Raw genomic sequence first — 17,462 nt, 5'->3', positions numbered from 1 at the left:
ATTAATGTCAAATAATAGAATTACGGAATTATTTCTAAGGTGATTTCTGTTAAATTACATTGAAGTATAACCTACTTTCAGTAATAAAAACATAAACCTTAATTAATTTTTTGATGTTTACAATACATACCTTAGATCTTAACTTTTTAGAAAATCAGGAAGCAATTGCTTCTTACCTAATTGAAACTTCAGAAGGTCCTATTTTGGTAGAAACAGGACCCTATTCGACATTTAAAAACCTTGAAAATAAACTAAATGAATTTGGATATAAGCCGGAAGATGTACAGCATGTATTTATTACACATATACATTTAGACCATGCAGGAGCAGCGTGGAAATTTGCAGAATTTGGTGCAAAAGTTTATCTTCACCCTTTTGGAGAGAGGCATATGGCCGATCCAACTAAACTTATGGCTTCCGCAAAACAGATCTATAAAGAAGATATGGATCGACTTTGGGGAGACATGAAATCGATTCCTGCTAATTTATTACATGCTACTGCTCATGAAGAAACAATCACGATAGGCGAAATTGAAATCAAAGCTTGGCATACGCCAGGGCACGCCAACCACCATATTGCATGGCAAATAGGGGATAACTTATTTACAGGCGATGTGGCAGGAGTGAAAATTGAAAACGGTCCAGTTGTGGCTCCTTGTCCACCACCAGATATTAATTTGGAGAAATGGCAAGCTTCAATTGATTTAATTCGCGAAATATCTCCTTCAAATTTATACTTAACTCACTTCGGAGCCGTTAGTGATATAGAAAGTCACCTTATTGCACTAGAAAAAGACCTTTATGAAACTGCTGATATTATTAAAGGTTATATTGATCAAGGATTATCCCTTCCAGAAATGGAAGATCTATTCATTAATCATGTAGATAACGCATTAAGGGCACTAAATTTGACGGAAGAAATGCTGAAACAATATGATGCTGCTAATCCACCATTTATGAGTGTGGCAGGATTGTTAAGGTATTGGCAGAAAAAATTGAACTAGAAACTTTTTAATAGGTTAAACAAATAATGGAGATAATCTCAGGTCTTGTTATTATATTTTTTGCATGTATTATTATTTGGAAAGCATGCGATGGTTTTGAAGATGCATCAGGATTCTTAGGCCGTAATATGAAGGGAGGAGTAAAGGGAGCAACAATCGATGCGATCGGTAGTTCAATGCCAGAGTTATTTACAACGTTCTTCTTCTTAGTGTTAACAGGTGATGCTGCAGGTTTTGCCAGCGGTATAGGAACCACATCAGGTAGTGCAGTTTTTAACATTATGATTATTCCAGCGGCAGTAATTATGAGTGTTATTGTAATTAATAGAAAAGTTCAATATATCAATGTTAACCCGAAAGTGATATTGAGAGATGGAATTGCTCTAATGCTCGCTATCCTTTGTTTAATTATTTTTGTCTCTGAAAAGACTTTGGAGTGGTATCACGGTGTATTTTTGATGTCGCTTTATGTTGTCTATGTTATTTCACTATTCTTTATCAAAATGGATTCTGAAGGTGATGATGACGACGAGTATGAATATGAAGCAGGATCTGGAGGAAGAATAAAAGCTTTATTGAAATTGGATTTATCTCATGCTATCTTAGGTAACAACGTAATGAATTCAACTAGAGCATGGATACTTTTAATTTTATCTACTTCTATTGTTGGAGGATCTTGCCACCTTTTGGTAACAGGATGTGAGATGCTAGGAGATGGTTTAAATTGGAATACCTACGTAGTAGCTCTAATTTTTGCTGCAGCAGCAACATCAGTTCCAGATACAATTATCTCTGTAAAGAGTGCAAACAATGGTGCTTACAATGATGCAATTTCCAATGCACTAGGTAGTAATATTTTTGATATTTGTTTTGCTTTAGGTATGCCACTAACGATTTATACGTTGGTGTACGATAAAAGCATTGTGATGACGGGAGGTAACGATGAGATGAACTTTATTGGGCAGTTCAGAGTTTTACTTCTTTTCTTAACTTTATTTGCTACCATGATTTTCTATTATGGTGCAAAGAGAAAGAAATTGGGAGCAAAAAGCGGTTATTTATTAATCCTTCTTTACGTTCTATTTATCGCCTATACATTGGCATACACTTATGACGCTTCGTTTATTGATGGTTTAAGTCAGTTCTTAATTGATATCAATGACTTTTTAGTAAACCTTAGTCCTTTCCATAAGTAAGTGTGATAACATTATGAAAAGAGGGTCAGTTCTTTAAAAAAGAGCTGACCTTCTTTTGTTTGATGCAAAAATGAAATTATTTATCTTTCGTGTTAAAGATTAAAAAATGAACACAAAGAGATTAGATCAACTATTTGCTTTTTATAAAGAAGATCCCTCAGATCCTTTTGTAATCTATGGGATTGCAACAGAATATGCGTCAGTAGAAAACTGGGAGGAAGCCATCAAATATTATGAGATTCTATTAAAAGAGCATGAGACTTATACTGGTACATATTACCATGCAGCTTATGCTTATGCAGAAAATGGACAATCAGATAAAGCTGAGGGGACTTATAAGACGGGTTTGAAAATATGTCAGCAGGAAAAAGATCATCATGCTTTTAAAGAATTACAATCTGCTTATACTAATTTTCAACTAGAGGAAGATGACGAGTGGTAAAAACATTTATTCTCTTTCTCAGCTGAATCGAAGCATTGAACTTCACCTACTAAAGGTGAAGTCTTCTTTTTGGATAAAAACGGAGATTGCCCAGTTGCAATATCATTCGGGATATGCTTTTTTAGAATTGATTGAAAAGAATGAAAACCAGATAATAGCAAGGAATAGGGCAACTATTTGGAATCCTGAATTGCAGGTGTTCAGACATCGTTTAAAATCAATTTTTGATGAAGTATTGAAGGTCGGAGTTAATGTTTTAGTGGAAGTGTCAATCAAATACCACGCAGTCTATGGCCTTTCATTACAAATTGAAGATATCGATGAGACATTTAGTATAGGAGAGCTTGAAAGAATACGCAAAGAAAATATTGCAAAGCTTGAACAGTTAGGTGCTTTTGAATGGCAAAAACAAATGAAGCTTCCCATTGTACCCCAGAGAATTGCAGTAATATCTTCTTCAAAGGCGGCTGGTTTTGAGGATTTCAAGCAACATTTATTATCCAATAAAGACAACTATAAATTTTCGATAAAACTTTTTAAGGCCTCTGTACAAGGGCAAAATGCAAGTGAGGAATTAATCGCTGCTCTTCATAAAATTGATACTGATGATTTTGATGTTGTAGTAATGATTAGAGGAGGAGGAGCAAAAGCAGATTTAGTCGTCTTTGATGATTATCATTTATCTTATGCAGTAGCAAAATGTGGATTGCCTGTATTGTCGGGTATTGGACACGAAAGAGATTTGTCTATTGTAGATAGGGTTGCTTTTGAAAATTTTAAAACACCCACTGCGGTAGCCCATTTCTTATTGGATAAAGCATTTGGATTTGAAAAGAAGATCGATTTAAAATTAGAGCGTATCCACCGAATGCTAACAGAGAAGGTGCATTTTAGAAAATCTACTTTGAAATTCCATTTTACGAAAACATTACCTGCATTCCAGAAAAAAATTGAACAAGAACACTTTAAGATTGAAAAACAACTGCTTAAGTTGAAAAGTTTAATTACAACAAAAGCTGATTTTGAGAAGTTTAAACTAAATCAAAAAAGGGTATACTTTTCGAGATTATCAACAAAAAGAGAAGTAGAAAAACTAGATCAATTGTGGGGGCATTTTCAAATTTCAATAAAAAACCGTGTAAAAGAGGAGCAGTATAAACTGTCAATGAAAGAGGTTACAGTAAAATCTAAAGACCCAATGGAAGTTTTAGCACTTGGCTATTCGATGACTTTGAAAGAGGGTAAACTCGTTGACCCACAAAAATTAAAAAAAGGAGATAAAATCCAAACGCATACACATCTTAAAATTATTGAAAGTATAGTCGATAAAGTAGACGAAAAATTGTAATATTTTTCGACTACCTCTTAACTTGCATCCACAATATTGAAAGAAAAGAATGTCAGACAAAAAAGAGAATTTATCATACGAATCTGCCCTTGAGGAATTAGAAAGTATTCAAAGGAAATTAGAGTCAGAAGAAGTTCCAATAGATCAACTTTCACAATTGGCCAAAAGAGCAAAATTCTTGGTACAATGGTGTAAAGAAAAGTTGAAGGATATTGATAAGGAATTATCAGAAATTTTTGTCGAAGACCAATAGATTTTTTTGAATGAAAGAAACAAAGAATTTACCTTATTTTATATCAAGAAGGTTAAGTCAACATAGAAATAATTCATTTACAAAGCTGATATCAAAAATAGCTATTGGTAGTGTGGCGTTGGGTGTGGGTGCCTTAATTTTGGCATTTTCAATCTTTTATGGATTTAAAGAAGGTATTGAAGAAAAACTTTTCTTGCATGTAGGTCATCTTAATGTTGAAAAGTTTACAATGAATAGGAGCAAAGAAGAGCCTCCTGTCAACGTAAATAAATCTGTTCTCTATAATGAGAAAGAACATCTTCCTGGTGTGAAGAACGTATATAGTTACGCACATAAGTGGGGTTTACTAAAATCAAATGACGAGGTGTCAGGAATTTTGATAAAAGGATTATCCGAAGATTATGATGTATCGAGGTGGGAAAGTCAGATGGAAGAGGGTAGATTTCCTCAGTTTGAGAAGGATAAAAAAGGGTCAAAGGAAATAGTGATCAGTAAAGCCCTAGCGAACAAAATGCACTTGAAGATTGGAGATGATATTATTATCTATTTTATCCAACAACCACCAAAGGCCCGTAAAATGAAAATCTCAGGAATATACAATACTGGTCTAGAAGATTTTGATGAGCTAGTAGCGTATGGAGATATAAATTTAGTAAGAAGGCTTAATAGTTGGGGAGACTCTTTAGTAGGAGGGATGGAACTGATACTTCATAATTTTGATACAATTGAAGCGACTGCAGAGTATTTAGATGAAAATTATGTTGATGTTCATCTTATTTCAAGAAGCGTAAAAGATAAGTATGCTCACTTTTTTGATTGGTTCCAAATGCTTTATAACAATGTTTGGATTTTCTTAATTGTGATTACAAGTGTAGCTATTTTTAATGTGATTTCGATTATGTTGATTTTGATTATGGAACGAACTTCTATGATCGGAACATTTAAAGCACTAGGTGCTACAAATAATCTTTTACAGAGGATTTTTATTTATGATGGAATTCGAATGGCAGTAAAAGGAATGTTGATTGGTAATTTCATCGCTATTTCTTTTGGTATAATCCAAAATCAATTCAAATTGATACCACTTGAAGCATCCACTTATTATCTTGATCATGTACCTTTTAGTTTTCATTGGGATACAATTTTCATTATTAACATCACAATAATCATCTTGACCTCAGTGAGTTTGCTCGTGCCTACTTCTATTGTTTTAGGTATATCACCAATCAAGTCCATCAAATTTAATTAACGATTACGTTTTTTTAGAAATTTATCTTTTTAAAGATTCGAATTAAAATATAACTTTGCAATGCTAGGTAAATATGAGGTAAATCCACCTCGAAATGCAACTCGTTTACTTCGCATTAGACCACTTCTTATGGGAGTGGTTTTTTTGTTGTTGGGGTTGAAAAACAAAAACGCCTGTACAACAAAGAATGCACAGGCGTTTTGGATCTGTTAGCCCTTTATTATTAGGTAGTTGCACATTTAAAATTGGGATAAGTTGGATTATTATTTTTTAGTCTAATCAAGGCAGAATAGAAGAACATAGCTGAAGTTACGTGATGATATTCTAACGAAGAGTAGGCTAAAAAAGAAAATCCAAAACTTCCGATTTTAATTGTACAACTGCTTAAAATACTCTTAATATAATTCAGGGTATTCATTTGGTTTTACTTCTGACATGATCTCATAAGCCGCTTCAAAAATATCTTCTGTATTCGGCTTAGAGAAATAATCGCCATCCGATGCATAAGCAGGTCTATGAGGCATTGCAGAAACACATACTGGAGATGAATCTAAGAATTCATAGGCTTTGTGTTCATCAATTACTTGTTGCATCATATATCCTGTTCCGCCACCCGGCATATCTTCATCAGCAAAAATGACTCTATTCGTTTTTTGAATAGAAGCTTTAATAATTCCTGTTGTATCAAACGGCAATAATGATTGAACATCAATCACTTCAGCACTAATTCCAATTTTAGCCAATTGATCCGCTGCTTCCATCACGATTCTACACATTGAACCATACGTTACAATAGTGATATCTTGACCTTCTTTAATGACTTCAGGGATGCCAAGTGGTGTACAAACTTCATCAATGTTTTCAGGCATTTTCTCTTTTAAGCGGTAGCCATTCAAACATTCAATAATTAATGCAGGTTCATCAGACTTGAGCATAGTATTGTAGAAACCCGCTGCTCTTGTCATGTTTCTTGGTACTAAAATATTAATACCTCTCATACTATGAATGAGTGCAGCCATTGGTGAACCAGAGTGCCAAACACCTTCTAAACGGTGGCCACGTGTTCTAATGATCAGTGGAGCTTTTTGACCGCCCTTTGTTCTGTATTCCAGGCAAGCCAAATCATCGGTTAATGCAGTGATAGCATAATAGATATAATCCAAATATTGGATTTCAATGATTGGTCTTAATCCACGGAGTGCAGCACCAATACCTTGACCGAGAATAGATGTTTCTCTAATACCAGTATCAGTAATACGGATTTCACCATATTTATCTTGCAGGTCAGCAAAAGCTTGGTTTACATCACCAATTTTACCCACATCTTCACCAATGGCGAAAACTAATGGGTTCTGTTCAAACATTTTATCAAAGCAAGCTTGCATAATTTCTCTGCCATCAACCATAGGTGAATTGGCATTGTAAATAGGAAGTACTTCTTTGATATGTTTTGTAGCAGCTGCAGACTCACTATATAGGTGACTGCTGTATCTTTCGTAATTTTCTCTTCTCTCTTTCTTTACCCATTCTTGCATGTCTGTTTTGATGGGTAAATTAGTATTGCGGAGTTCTCTTAAAGATTTTCTGATGACAGAAATGGCATCTTTACGAATAGGGTTGATGGTCTTTTTAAGCTCTTTTGCTAAACGTAAGATTTCATTGTTCTCAGGAAGTGAACTTACAGCTCTGTTCATCAATTGCATTGCTTCATCGTATTCCTTTGTCATACTTACTTTGAAGCTGTCCCAAGCTGCTTTTCTTTCTTTTTTTACCTTTTCAAGGCTTTCCTTTTCAATGACTGCAATTCCTTCTTCTGAAATAAAACCTTCGCCTACAGCCCACTCCTTCATTTTCTTGAGGCAGTCGTATTCTAATTCCCATTCTAAACGTTCTTTTGATTTGTAACGTTCATGAGAACCAGAAGTAGAGTGACCTTGTGGTTGTGTTACATTCACTACGTGAATTAATGAAGGTACGTGTTCTTTTCTTGCAATGTCAACAGCTTGTTTGTATGTTCTTACAAGGGCAGGGTAGTCCCAACCATCTACTGTAAATACTTCAAGACCATTTGAACCTTTTGTTCTTTGGAAACCTTTTAGAGCTTCACTAACACTATTTTTGGTCATTTGATATTCGTTTGGAACGGAGATACCATATCCGTCATCCCAAACGGCACAGACCATTGGAACCTGTAGAACACCTGCAGCATTGATAGATTCAAAAAATGCACCCTCAGCACATGAGGCATTACCAATACTACCGAATGTTACTTCATTTCCTTTATTTGTAAATTTCTTTGCAGTCTCATTATCCAATAACTCAGGGTTGTTTCTATACAACTTAGAAGCGTAGGCTAGACCTACCATTCTAGGCATTTGGCCAGATGTAGTAGAAACATCAGCACTTGAATTTTTTTGGTTAATTAAATCTTTCCAAGAACCATCTGGATTAATACTTCTAGTAGAGAAATGAGAATTCATACATCTACCACCACTTGATGGTTCGGCTTCTATGTCAGTATGTGCGTATAATTGAGCGTAAAACTCTTGGATAGTTAATTGATTGATTGCAAACATAAATGTTTGATCTCGGTAATAGCCGGAGCGAAAATCGCCTTCCTTGAAGAATTTAGCCATAGCAAGCTGGGCGACTTCTTTTCCGTCTCCAAAAATACCAAATTTGGCTTTACCCATGAAGACTTCTTTTCGACCAATTAAACTCGCATGTCTACTCTCAATAGCTATCCTGAGGTCATTCACTACTTCTTCTTTCGAAAAAGTGTATTCTGAGATTTGCTTTTTTGTCATCTTTATTTAGGACGATTTTTACTATTCGTCATTATTGATTCGATGCAAAAATAAGGAAAAATGTGGGGTTTTAAACCTAAAATTCCTAAAGTGTAAAAAATACGTGAATAATTTTTTTACACTTTAGGAATTGAATAAATACAACTTCTTATAGGAGAGAGAGTTAAGTCTTATTAATTATTTCTTAATAATTCAATATATCTGTTGTATCGTTCTGAAATATCTGTAACGTAATGAACAGGTTCTTTTCCTCTTGCATAGCCAAATTTAACTACTTCATCATGGTAATAATGTTTGTTACTTTTGAGTAATAGGTATTTTTCAACATTATCATCCCAAACAAGCGGATCGTGTTCATATTTTTTAGCCAATCGTTGAGCATCCCTTACATGTCCTTGTCCTGTATTGTATGAAGCTAAAACAAATTTCATACGTTCTTTTTCGTCAGGAATATCTTTCCAATACTCTTCAAGCCATTTCAAATATTTTGTACCTGCACGTAAGTTTTGTCTTGGATCGCGGGGATTATTGGCACCATACATCTTGGCAGTTGCAGGCATTAATTGCATAAGTCCAACTGCACCCACCCATGATTTAGCATGAGGATCAAACTTGGATTCTTGGAATACTAATGAAGCGAGCAGTAACCAATCCCATCCCAAGATATCCGCTTGTTCTTTGATGATCTCATCGTATTTTGAAAGTAAACCTCTATGGTCTACACTGCTAAAGTATTCACTGTCAAAACGTTTTGATTGAGCTCTTACATTTTTGAAATACTTGTTATAGATAACATAAAAGTCAGTGGTGTTTTTCATGCTGTCTAACCAGTGACTTACTTTAGCCTTGAGCTCTGGAGACTGTTTTCTTGTGGCCCAAGCAATACGTTGAGGGAAACTAATTGCAGTTTCAATATCAATATTAGGGTAGTAGGTGTTATTCAATTTTGCGATATTTTCGTCTGCTACAGTGAGTTCAATTTCTTTATTAGCCACCTTATGAATAAGCTCTTCAGTACTTGTCGTTTTGTTCGCTAATACGATATTGATGTCTTCCCCTAGCTCATTTTCTAAGTTTTTTAGACGTAAATGATACGGTGTGTTTTCCCTTACTGTCACTGTTTTATTGGCAAGGTCAATTACATTTCTTATGAGCTGTTTATCCGTTTTATGTTTCGGTATTTTTCGCCAATTATCGGGTTTTCTTTGTACGAGTACTTGTTTGATTTGAGCTAAAGAAGTAGTGAAATCCACTCTTTCTTGTCGGTCTTTTGTGATGGCAAGTCCATAAGCAATTAAATCTCCATCACCTTTTTGCAAGGCCATGGATAAACTGTCAATGCTTCTGTAAACTTTAACATGGAGTTCCAAATTAAGATCATGAGCTAATTTTGAGAGTAGTTCATACTCATATCCCATGGTCTGACCTTTATAAATAAAATAAGAAGTAGAACTATATGCAGTTAAAGCAATTAGTTTCCCTCTTCTTTTAATTTCAGGGAAGTCTTTATTGCTAAACTTTTCTTCTTCTATTTCAGTTTCAACAATCTCTTGATTAGCGTTTCCACTATTTTCTCCATTTTTAGTTGTAGTACAAGAAAAATGGAAGAATAAGAGTATTAAAAAGTAGAATAGGTTATACTTTCTATGATTCATTGATCATTTGCTAGTTTTAAAAAAATATTTGACTGTAAATATAATCTATAATCTTAATAAAAATGTATTCTTCAAGGAATTCTTATTCCATGGTGAATCCCATTACTAACACATCGTCAGTTTGTTCCTCACTTTTTTTCCATGTTGAGAAGGTGTTTTCAAGAGTACTGCCTTGCATTTTCATTTCCATATTTCTATTCTCAAATAGTGTGTTTTTTAATCTTTTTGGCATAAACTTCTTCAGTCTTTCACCACCGAATTGATCTTGGAAACCGTCACTATACATGTAAAATCTCATATTTTCATGATATAAAAATTCATGTTTGCTAAAAGGAACAGGCAATTGATCAGGATGAAACATTCCAATAGGTTGGCGATCACCTTTTATGCAAATAAGCTCTTCACCATCAGTATATAATAAAGGGTTTTTAGCTCCTGAAAATGAGCATATTTTATTATTTGTATCAAATACCGTGAGTGCTAGGTCCATACCATCTTTATTACTTGTGGTTTCTTGTTTCAGTTTTTTTCGAATGGTTAGATCCAATTGATTTAGGATTTCAGCAGAGTCAAATACTTGTTTGTTGATGACAATATTGGTTAAAGCTTCAGAACCTAAGAGTGACATGAAAGCACCTGGTACACCATGACCTGTACAATCCACCGCAGCGATGACTGTATATTGTTCTTGTTTGTAAAACCAGTAAAAGTCACCACTGACAATATCTCTTGGCTTGAAAAAGATAAACCCATCTTTGACAATTTCAGAAAAGCGATGGATAGAAGGGAGGAAACATCTTTGAATTTGCTTTGCGTAATTGATACTTTCAAGGATGGCATGATTCATAGATTCAATTTGAACGTTTTTCTTTTTCTCTAATTCTATGTAAGCATCCTCTAATTTTTTATTACTCTCCTTGAGCATGTCATTCATGACAGATATTTCTTCAGCGTTTTGACGTACTTCTTCTTCTGCGGAGATTAACTGTCCATTGGTTTCTACTAATTCATTTAATGTCCTCAATTGCTGATCAACAAAAAATTTAGATAAGAAAAAGAGCATCGTGGAAATCATAGAGAAATTGATCATGAGTAACATATTGAAAACATGATAATTTTTCAGTGATTTAGGAGTGATATGTTCAATGTCATGATCAATTAAAATCACAATGCCCATTAAAAAGACAAAAATGCAAAGCCAATAATATAAAGATTTCCCTCTGTAAAAAGCTAAAGTCGAAGTCAAAGCAAAAAGAGACCATATCATAACCACCCCAGTAGAACGAGTTCCTCCTAAAATGATTTGAAAGATAAAAGGCAATAGTATTGAAAAGAAGGTTTGTAAAGCTTTACAGGATCTTTTAAAATCTTTTGTGGCCCAAAAGTAGAGATTGATAATACTGAAAATGACGTAGCCTAATGGGATATAACCTGCCGTTTGAAGATCAAAATAAAACGAAAGCCCACTCCAAGTTGTACCACCAAAAGTCATAAGAATAGAAAAGAGTAAAAAATTTCTATCTGACTCCCTTTGGGTCACTTCTTCAAACAGCTCTGAGATTCGTTTTTTTATAGATTGCAACAACGGGTAATTTATTAAAGGTATTTCAAGTTTAATGGACATCTGTTATTCTTGTCTAATGGCCTACCTTATGTAATTGAAATTACAAACAGCTCACGATATATAGATTGGGTCAATAAATGTTATTGTAAATTTACATTAGTGTAAAATCACCGAAATACATTTAGATTAGCACTTTTAATCTAAGCCAAAAGTGAAATTTAATTTTTGACTTAGGAGTTAATATTTAATTTCGTGTTTTTTTTTATCAATAGATATCATTTATAAATATGTCACAAGAAAAATCTTTGAATTCTCCATTAGTAGTAATAACAGGACCGACTGCAAGTGGTAAAACAGCTTTGGCAACACACTTGGCTGCTACAATAAATGGAGAGGTAATTAGTGCAGATTCTAGACAAGTTTACAAGCGGATGGATATTGGTACAGGAAAAGATTTATCAGAATATATTGTCAATGGGAAACCAATACCTTATCATTTAATTGATATTTGTGAGCCAGGGGAGACCTTTAACGTTTACCAATTTCAGAAATATTATGCACAAGCTATCCAGCAAATTCAGTCGAACCATAATATTCCAATTTTAAGTGGTGGAACGGGGTTGTATATCGAAGCCGTGACATTGGAAGGTTATGAACATATTTGGATTCCAAGAAATGAAGAATTGAGAGTCTCTCTTGAAGGAAAGACAGTAGATGAATTATCGGTAATTTATGATGAGATAAAAACAAATCACGATGATCATAAAGGGATTGAGCATCGCGAACGATCACTAATAAGAGCAATCGAGATAGAGTCGTTTCTGAAAAGCGATCAAATATCAAATGACAGACCTGTTGATATACCACAATTACAGACTTCAAACTTCGCAATTCTCATTGATAAAGATACGAGATGGAAAAAAATTGAAAAACGATTGGATGAGCGATTTAAAGAGGGTATGATTGATGAAGTGAAAGCTTTATTAGATGAAGTGGGAGCAGAGAAATTGAAAAGCTTTGGTTTAGAATATAGACATATAACTGAGTATTTGTTGGATGAAATTTCATTTGAAGAAATGAGAGAAATACTAATGGTTTCTATTCGTAAGTTTTCGAAAAGGCAAATGACTTGGTTTAGGAGAATGGAGAAAAAAACTCAAATCCATTGGATGCCTGTAGAATGGGAGATGGAAAAGAAAATTGATTTTGTGAGAACAAAAACGGGGTTGTAATCATTATAAGAATTGATATATCAACATTAGGTGGAGAAGTATTTCATATGATAAGCTATAAAAAAAAGAGGCTGTTTCAACTTTAATTGAAACAGCCTCTTTTTTATTTTTTCTTTTTAGGTATGAAAATGGTCATCTCATCATCCACTTTTATCGCTTTCTCAAAATTATTTTGTTGCTGATAAGAAGGATTAGACTGTTGTTGTTGGTTAAAATATGGATTGTTTTGTGCTTGTTGCTGTTGCATCTTCATCAATCTTTTGCTTAAGATACCCATTAAGAACTTAATAATGACTTTAGAATATCTTTTGAAAAGAAATACAAATGCAGCGACAACAATTAATATTTTTATTAGCATAAGTATAATTTGTATAATTTAATTTCGTAATGTTTCTGTATTAAAGCTTCAATAATGAAAATATTGAAGAGTTAACTGTATATTTGTCTTTTTGCAAATATAAACACTTTAATATAACGTAAGGTAAGGTGTCTATGTTTAATAATTGAAATTTCTTTAGGTTAAATTAATAAATGTTGGAAATCTTATATCAAGATGAACATTTTGTAGCCATCAATAAACCCTCAGGCTTAATGGTACACCCTTCAGAACTAACAGGACGTGAAGGAGAGTTTGCAATGTATTTATTAAGAGATCAGTTGGGTAAATATGTGTATCCATGTCATCGATTGGATAGAGCTACTTCAGGAGTGTTGATTTTTGCATTCAGTTCAGAAATGTGTCAACAATTTCAAGAGTTGAATAACGAAAGTGGAGAAGTTAAAAAAGAGTACCTTTCCATAGTAAGAGGACATTTATTGGAAAGTAAGATGTTGACTAAAGATATCAAAAACAGGTACGATAAAGTCTATAAGTCGGCTAAAACATATATAGAACCATTGGAGAGAGTAGAGTTGCCTATTCCAGTGGGGCCTTATCCAACCTCAAGGTACACTTTAGTTTTGTCAAGACCTTATACAGGGAAGACACATCAAATCAGACTTCATTTGAGAGGAGAAAATCATCCTATCATTGGTGATAGAAGGTATGGTGACCATCGCCATAATAATATGTTCTTGGAGAAGTTTCAATTAGACCGATTATGGTTACATGCTTGGAAGTATAGTTTTGTACATCCCATAACACAAAAGTTGACGGAGATAAAAGCAGAACTACCAAGTGATTTTAAAGAGATATTAACATTAATAGATATTAATTATGAGTAAGGTACTCGTGGGCGTATATAACGAATTGGAAGTTGCTAGAGTAACAGATTTTGGTTATTTCTTTGCAACGGAAGATGGCGACGTTTTTATGCCTAAAAGGTTAGCAAAAGGAGAGTTGAAAGTGGGGGAAACCACAACAGTTTTTATTTATACAGATCAAGATAGAAGGTGGGTTGCGACACATGAAAAACCGAAAGGGATTGTGGGCGACTTTGTAACTCTACCATGTAAAGATACCAACCGAATGGGAGCTTTCTTGGATTGGGGAATATCCAAAGATTTGTTCGTTCCTTTTGCAGAACAGGAAGAAGCTCTCAGAAAAAAGAAGTATTATACAGTATATATTGACCTGGATAGGAAAACAGGAAGGGTTTTTGCTTCTACGAAATTGTATAAATATTTATCCAGAGATACTTCATCTTTTTATACTGATCAGGAAGTTTTTTTATACATAGCTCATGAAGTAGAACTTGGGTATGAATGTATTGTCAACAAAAAATGGAGAGGTTTACTATATAAGAATAAAGTATTTAAACCTTTAAAAGAAGGGAGTAAGATTAAAGGTTTTATTTCTGCCATACGACCCGACGGAAAACTCGATCTTTCGCTAACAAAACAAGGCTATCACTCAGATGATGTTGACAGAAAAGGAAAAGAACTAATTCTATTAATGAGAAAAAAAGGGGGGTCGATGCCGTTTAACGATAAGAGTCATCCGAAAGATATTATGCGTGAATTCCAAATGAGTAAAAAACAATTCAAACAGATTTTGGGTTATTTATACAAAATTGGGGTTGTAGAATTTACAAATGAGGGCACAAAATTGGTAAATATTTAAATTTTGTAATTATTTTTAAAGAAACATTTTGAATATCAAATTAAGATGAAGTAATTGTATAATTATAACATTTCATTTTGATATGATGAAATGAGTACATAGTTAAAAATTGGATAACACTCTATTGAAAGTGCATTCAGAAGTCGATACACTATACCAAAAAATGCGAGGTGCGAATGGAGAAGAACTATTTGCATTTAAAGGCATGATGAATGACGATATTCTCGGTGAGATTTTAAGTAGAGTGGAAGATACTTTGTCTGAGTATGAATCATTAATGAAGCTACAGCGCCGAATTAATGTGATTGCTGTAGAAATCCTTCAAAATATATTTCATCATTTTGAGGGGGTTGATTCCACTACTGTTAACGATCCTTCCCACAATATTGTCATGTTCTTGCTATCTAAAGGAAAAGATGCCTATTATATTATAGCAGGTAATTATGTTCCTATTGAGACCGCGGAATTTTTAAAAGAAAAAATAGATTCTATTAACAATCTATCTGTAGAAGAACTTAAGAAGCGTTACCGCAAAGTTCTCAGTAATGGTGATTTTTCAGAGCAAGGAGGCGCAGGCTTAGGCATAATTGATATAGCTCGTAAATCTGGTCAAAAATTGGACTATGATTTTATCACTAACGATAATAGAAACTCATTTTTTACAATCAAAGTAAGCGTACCCGTATAATCGCACTAGAAGATGAAAGATTTTCTTAAAAAAGATACTCCTAAAACACCTCTTATACAAATGGAATATGAGAGTGGTTATTTTTTAATATCAGGTAGATCGATTCCTGAAAATTCGATAGAGTTTTACAGACCATTATTTGAATGGTTGGATGAATATAACACTAAACCACAGACGAAAACGCAGTTCGATGTGAGATTAGAATACTTTAATACAAGTTCTTCAAAATGTCTAGTAGAAGTTTTTAGAAAACTAGAATTTTTAAAAGCGAGTGGGCATGAAGTTGAAGTAAATTGGTATTACGAAGAAGATGATGAAGATATGCAAGAATCTGGTGAGGACTTCAAAGAAGTAATCAAATTGCCAATTCATATGCATATTTTAGAAGAATAAAAAAAGGAGAGTCTTAATTGCTCTCCTTTCTTTTTTTATTATCATTCCTAGATTTTAGGATCATTTGCTATTGCGGTGTTAATGAGATCATCTACAAAGAATTTTGCTTTCTTAGGTAGCGAAATCACCATCTTACCCGATTGATAGAGCGGTAATTGATCAAATATTTTAGCCACTTTATCCAATTCATCTCTTTTTAAACTAATCTTCAAAAGTTGATTCTCGAATGATGGTTTATTTTTATAAATAGCATCTAATAGTTCATATTGAGGATCCGTGAAAATCAGATCTCCAATTGAAGAACCAATATTGTCCATCTCGTTTCTTTCAATCTGATCCATTAGATAAAAGACTTCAATATCTATTTTACCTTCCTCACTTTCTTCTTCCTCTTCAAGTAAGAATTGATTCTCATAAACCAATAAAATATGAGTAATTAATTCCTGTTGACTTTCAGAGAAATACTTCTTGATGCTTTCCCATTCAATCTCTTCAGTAAAGGCTTCTTTTAAACTGTTGAGTTGTTTTTTATTGTATTTTGAATCGCCTATTTTAACGAATGTTTTATCATTAAATACAGCATCCAGAAGTTTTAATTCAGCTTTTGAAAAATTATTGTCTGCAAAAATAGAATTGTCATCATTCGTTGTGCCGCTTGATGATTCAATCTCATACAACTCTTGAATACTAAAGGTGTGGAACTCATTAGGCTCCTCATCATTGAGGTGTGAGCACTTTTCTAAAATATTTAGAATGAAATGCTCTTGATCCATGTCCAATGGAGTGTTCTCAGGATATTCAAGTGTAGTGATGATTTCACGAACATAATCCAACTGAGCAAGGTTAAAAGTGAGATTGCCAATTTTCACCTCTTTCTTGTTCTTTGTCTCGTCTTCATGAATAATAGACAAAAACTCAAATTCTTGATCGGAAAGCGTAGTCGCCGATGTTAATTCACTATCGCCAAATTCTCTTTCAATCTCATTCATCATGAAAAGAACACTAATGTTTTTCAGAGAATCAATCAGTTCCCATCGGTTTTCGTCCTCGTATTCCCAATCTGTTTCTATTTCATCTAGTTTTTCACTTAAATCCTTGAAAAAAGACAATTGTTCTGCTTTTTGGATTACTTCTTGAATAGCATTGTATACAGGAGTCCTCTTTCCTTTACTGAAGTCAATATTATCAAGTATTGCTTTTACTTGTTGTAACTCAAAAGCTGTAAAAGGAGGGAAAAGAGAAGAATTACTTTCTTCACTTTGATCATAAATAGATTTAAAGAATTCAAACTCATTAAGAGAAAAAATAAAATCGCTTGCTTCTGGAGTAATATTATGAGCTTCCAAATCTAGGCGGTCACTTTTTTCTAATTGATAGATTTCTTCAATGTGCATCTGATGAATTTTATGTTTCGTTCTTAAATACCTCCAATAATAAGGAGATAGAATTAAAATACATAGAGAAATTACAAAACAGATGTAAAAAAACGAATGTAATTTGTACTCTTACTTTCTATTTAGAGGTAGTTTTTGCAGATTTGCAAAGTTAATGGATAAACTGACCTTAAAA

General features: G+C 33.6%; 16 protein-coding genes. 11 read left to right on the top strand and 5 right to left on the bottom strand.

Features of this window, described 5'->3' with window-relative positions; genetic code table 11:
- The first annotated feature begins 113 nt into the window (after positions 1-113).
- From IC221_RS12050 to IC221_RS12025, 6 genes are all read left to right on the top strand, one after another.
- On the top strand, positions 114-1,004 hold the full coding sequence (locus tag IC221_RS12050) for an MBL fold metallo-hydrolase (RefSeq protein ID WP_188169211.1): 891 nt from the start codon (positions 114-116) through the stop codon (positions 1,002-1,004).
- Between the two features lie 26 nt (positions 1,005-1,030).
- Positions 1,031-2,200 carry a sodium:calcium antiporter gene (locus IC221_RS12045; RefSeq protein WP_188169210.1) on the top strand — a complete coding sequence of 390 codons (1,170 nt, stop codon included), beginning with the start codon at positions 1,031-1,033 and terminating at the stop codon, positions 2,198-2,200.
- Between the two features lie 106 nt (positions 2,201-2,306).
- Positions 2,307-2,642, top strand: coding sequence for a tetratricopeptide repeat protein (locus IC221_RS12040; protein WP_188169209.1), 336 nt, complete (start codon positions 2,307-2,309; stop codon positions 2,640-2,642).
- Entirely contained in the window at positions 2,629-3,990 is a 1,362-nt protein-coding gene (gene xseA / locus IC221_RS12035; RefSeq protein ID WP_188169208.1) for an exodeoxyribonuclease VII large subunit, read from the top strand. Before IC221_RS12040 ends, xseA begins: the two co-directional genes overlap by 14 nt.
- A gap of 49 nt (positions 3,991-4,039) precedes the next feature.
- A complete protein-coding gene (gene xseB / locus IC221_RS12030) occupies positions 4,040-4,243 on the top strand; it encodes an exodeoxyribonuclease VII small subunit (RefSeq protein ID WP_188169207.1) in 204 nt (67 codons plus the stop codon).
- Between the two features lie 10 nt (positions 4,244-4,253).
- A complete protein-coding gene (locus IC221_RS12025; RefSeq protein ID WP_188169206.1) occupies positions 4,254-5,492 on the top strand; it encodes an ABC transporter permease in 1,239 nt (412 codons plus the stop codon).
- A 395-nt stretch (positions 5,493-5,887) separates the two neighbouring features.
- On the opposite strand, the gene IC221_RS12020 is transcribed toward IC221_RS12025, so the two are convergent.
- The 3 genes from IC221_RS12020 to IC221_RS12010 form a co-directional block, all read right to left on the bottom strand.
- Entirely contained in the window at positions 5,888-8,299 is a 2,412-nt protein-coding gene (locus tag IC221_RS12020; protein WP_188169205.1) for a thiamine pyrophosphate-dependent enzyme, read from the bottom strand.
- A 173-nt stretch (positions 8,300-8,472) separates the two neighbouring features.
- Positions 8,473-9,954, bottom strand: a complete 1,482-nt coding sequence (locus tag IC221_RS12015; protein WP_188169204.1) for a transporter substrate-binding domain-containing protein — start codon at positions 9,952-9,954, stop codon at positions 8,473-8,475.
- An 82-nt stretch (positions 9,955-10,036) separates the two neighbouring features.
- Positions 10,037-11,578, bottom strand: a complete 1,542-nt coding sequence (locus IC221_RS12010) for a SpoIIE family protein phosphatase (RefSeq protein ID WP_188169203.1) — start codon at positions 11,576-11,578, stop codon at positions 10,037-10,039.
- A 227-nt stretch (positions 11,579-11,805) separates the two neighbouring features.
- Between IC221_RS12010 and miaA the strand changes: the two genes are divergently transcribed.
- Positions 11,806-12,750, top strand: a complete 945-nt coding sequence (miaA, locus tag IC221_RS12005) for a tRNA (adenosine(37)-N6)-dimethylallyltransferase MiaA (protein WP_188169202.1) — start codon at positions 11,806-11,808, stop codon at positions 12,748-12,750.
- A 103-nt stretch (positions 12,751-12,853) separates the two neighbouring features.
- On the opposite strand, the gene IC221_RS12000 is transcribed toward miaA, so the two are convergent.
- Positions 12,854-13,108, bottom strand: coding sequence for a hypothetical protein (locus tag IC221_RS12000; RefSeq protein ID WP_188169201.1), 255 nt, complete (start codon positions 13,106-13,108; stop codon positions 12,854-12,856).
- 173 nt (positions 13,109-13,281) lie between these two features.
- Here IC221_RS12000 and IC221_RS11995 point away from each other — a divergent pair, with 173 nt between their 5' ends.
- From IC221_RS11995 to IC221_RS11980, 4 genes are all read left to right on the top strand, one after another.
- Positions 13,282-13,974: a pseudouridine synthase gene (locus tag IC221_RS11995; protein WP_188169200.1), complete on the top strand. Its 693-nt coding sequence runs from the start codon at positions 13,282-13,284 to the stop codon at positions 13,972-13,974.
- Entirely contained in the window at positions 13,967-14,812 is an 846-nt protein-coding gene (locus IC221_RS11990) for a S1 RNA-binding domain-containing protein (RefSeq protein WP_188169199.1), read from the top strand. The genes IC221_RS11995 and IC221_RS11990 overlap by 8 nt, the downstream gene beginning before the upstream one ends.
- A gap of 130 nt (positions 14,813-14,942) precedes the next feature.
- Positions 14,943-15,500, top strand: a complete 558-nt coding sequence (locus tag IC221_RS11985) for a SiaB family protein kinase (protein WP_188169198.1) — start codon at positions 14,943-14,945, stop codon at positions 15,498-15,500.
- 12 nt (positions 15,501-15,512) lie between these two features.
- On the top strand, positions 15,513-15,893 hold the full coding sequence (locus tag IC221_RS11980) for a DUF1987 domain-containing protein (RefSeq protein ID WP_188169197.1): 381 nt from the start codon (positions 15,513-15,515) through the stop codon (positions 15,891-15,893).
- A gap of 47 nt (positions 15,894-15,940) precedes the next feature.
- Here IC221_RS11980 and IC221_RS11975 read toward each other — a convergent pair whose 3' ends face one another.
- A complete protein-coding gene (locus tag IC221_RS11975; protein ID WP_188169196.1) occupies positions 15,941-17,287 on the bottom strand; it encodes a hypothetical protein in 1,347 nt (448 codons plus the stop codon).
- Positions 17,288-17,462 lie beyond the last annotated feature (175 nt).

It is taken from the genome of Flammeovirga sp. EKP202 (assembly GCF_014534745.1).
In the GTDB taxonomy this organism is placed as follows: domain Bacteria; phylum Bacteroidota; class Bacteroidia; order Cytophagales; family Flammeovirgaceae; genus Flammeovirga.
The sequence above is the reverse complement of the archived record's forward strand: the minus strand, read 5'-3'. Positions and strand labels throughout refer to the sequence as shown.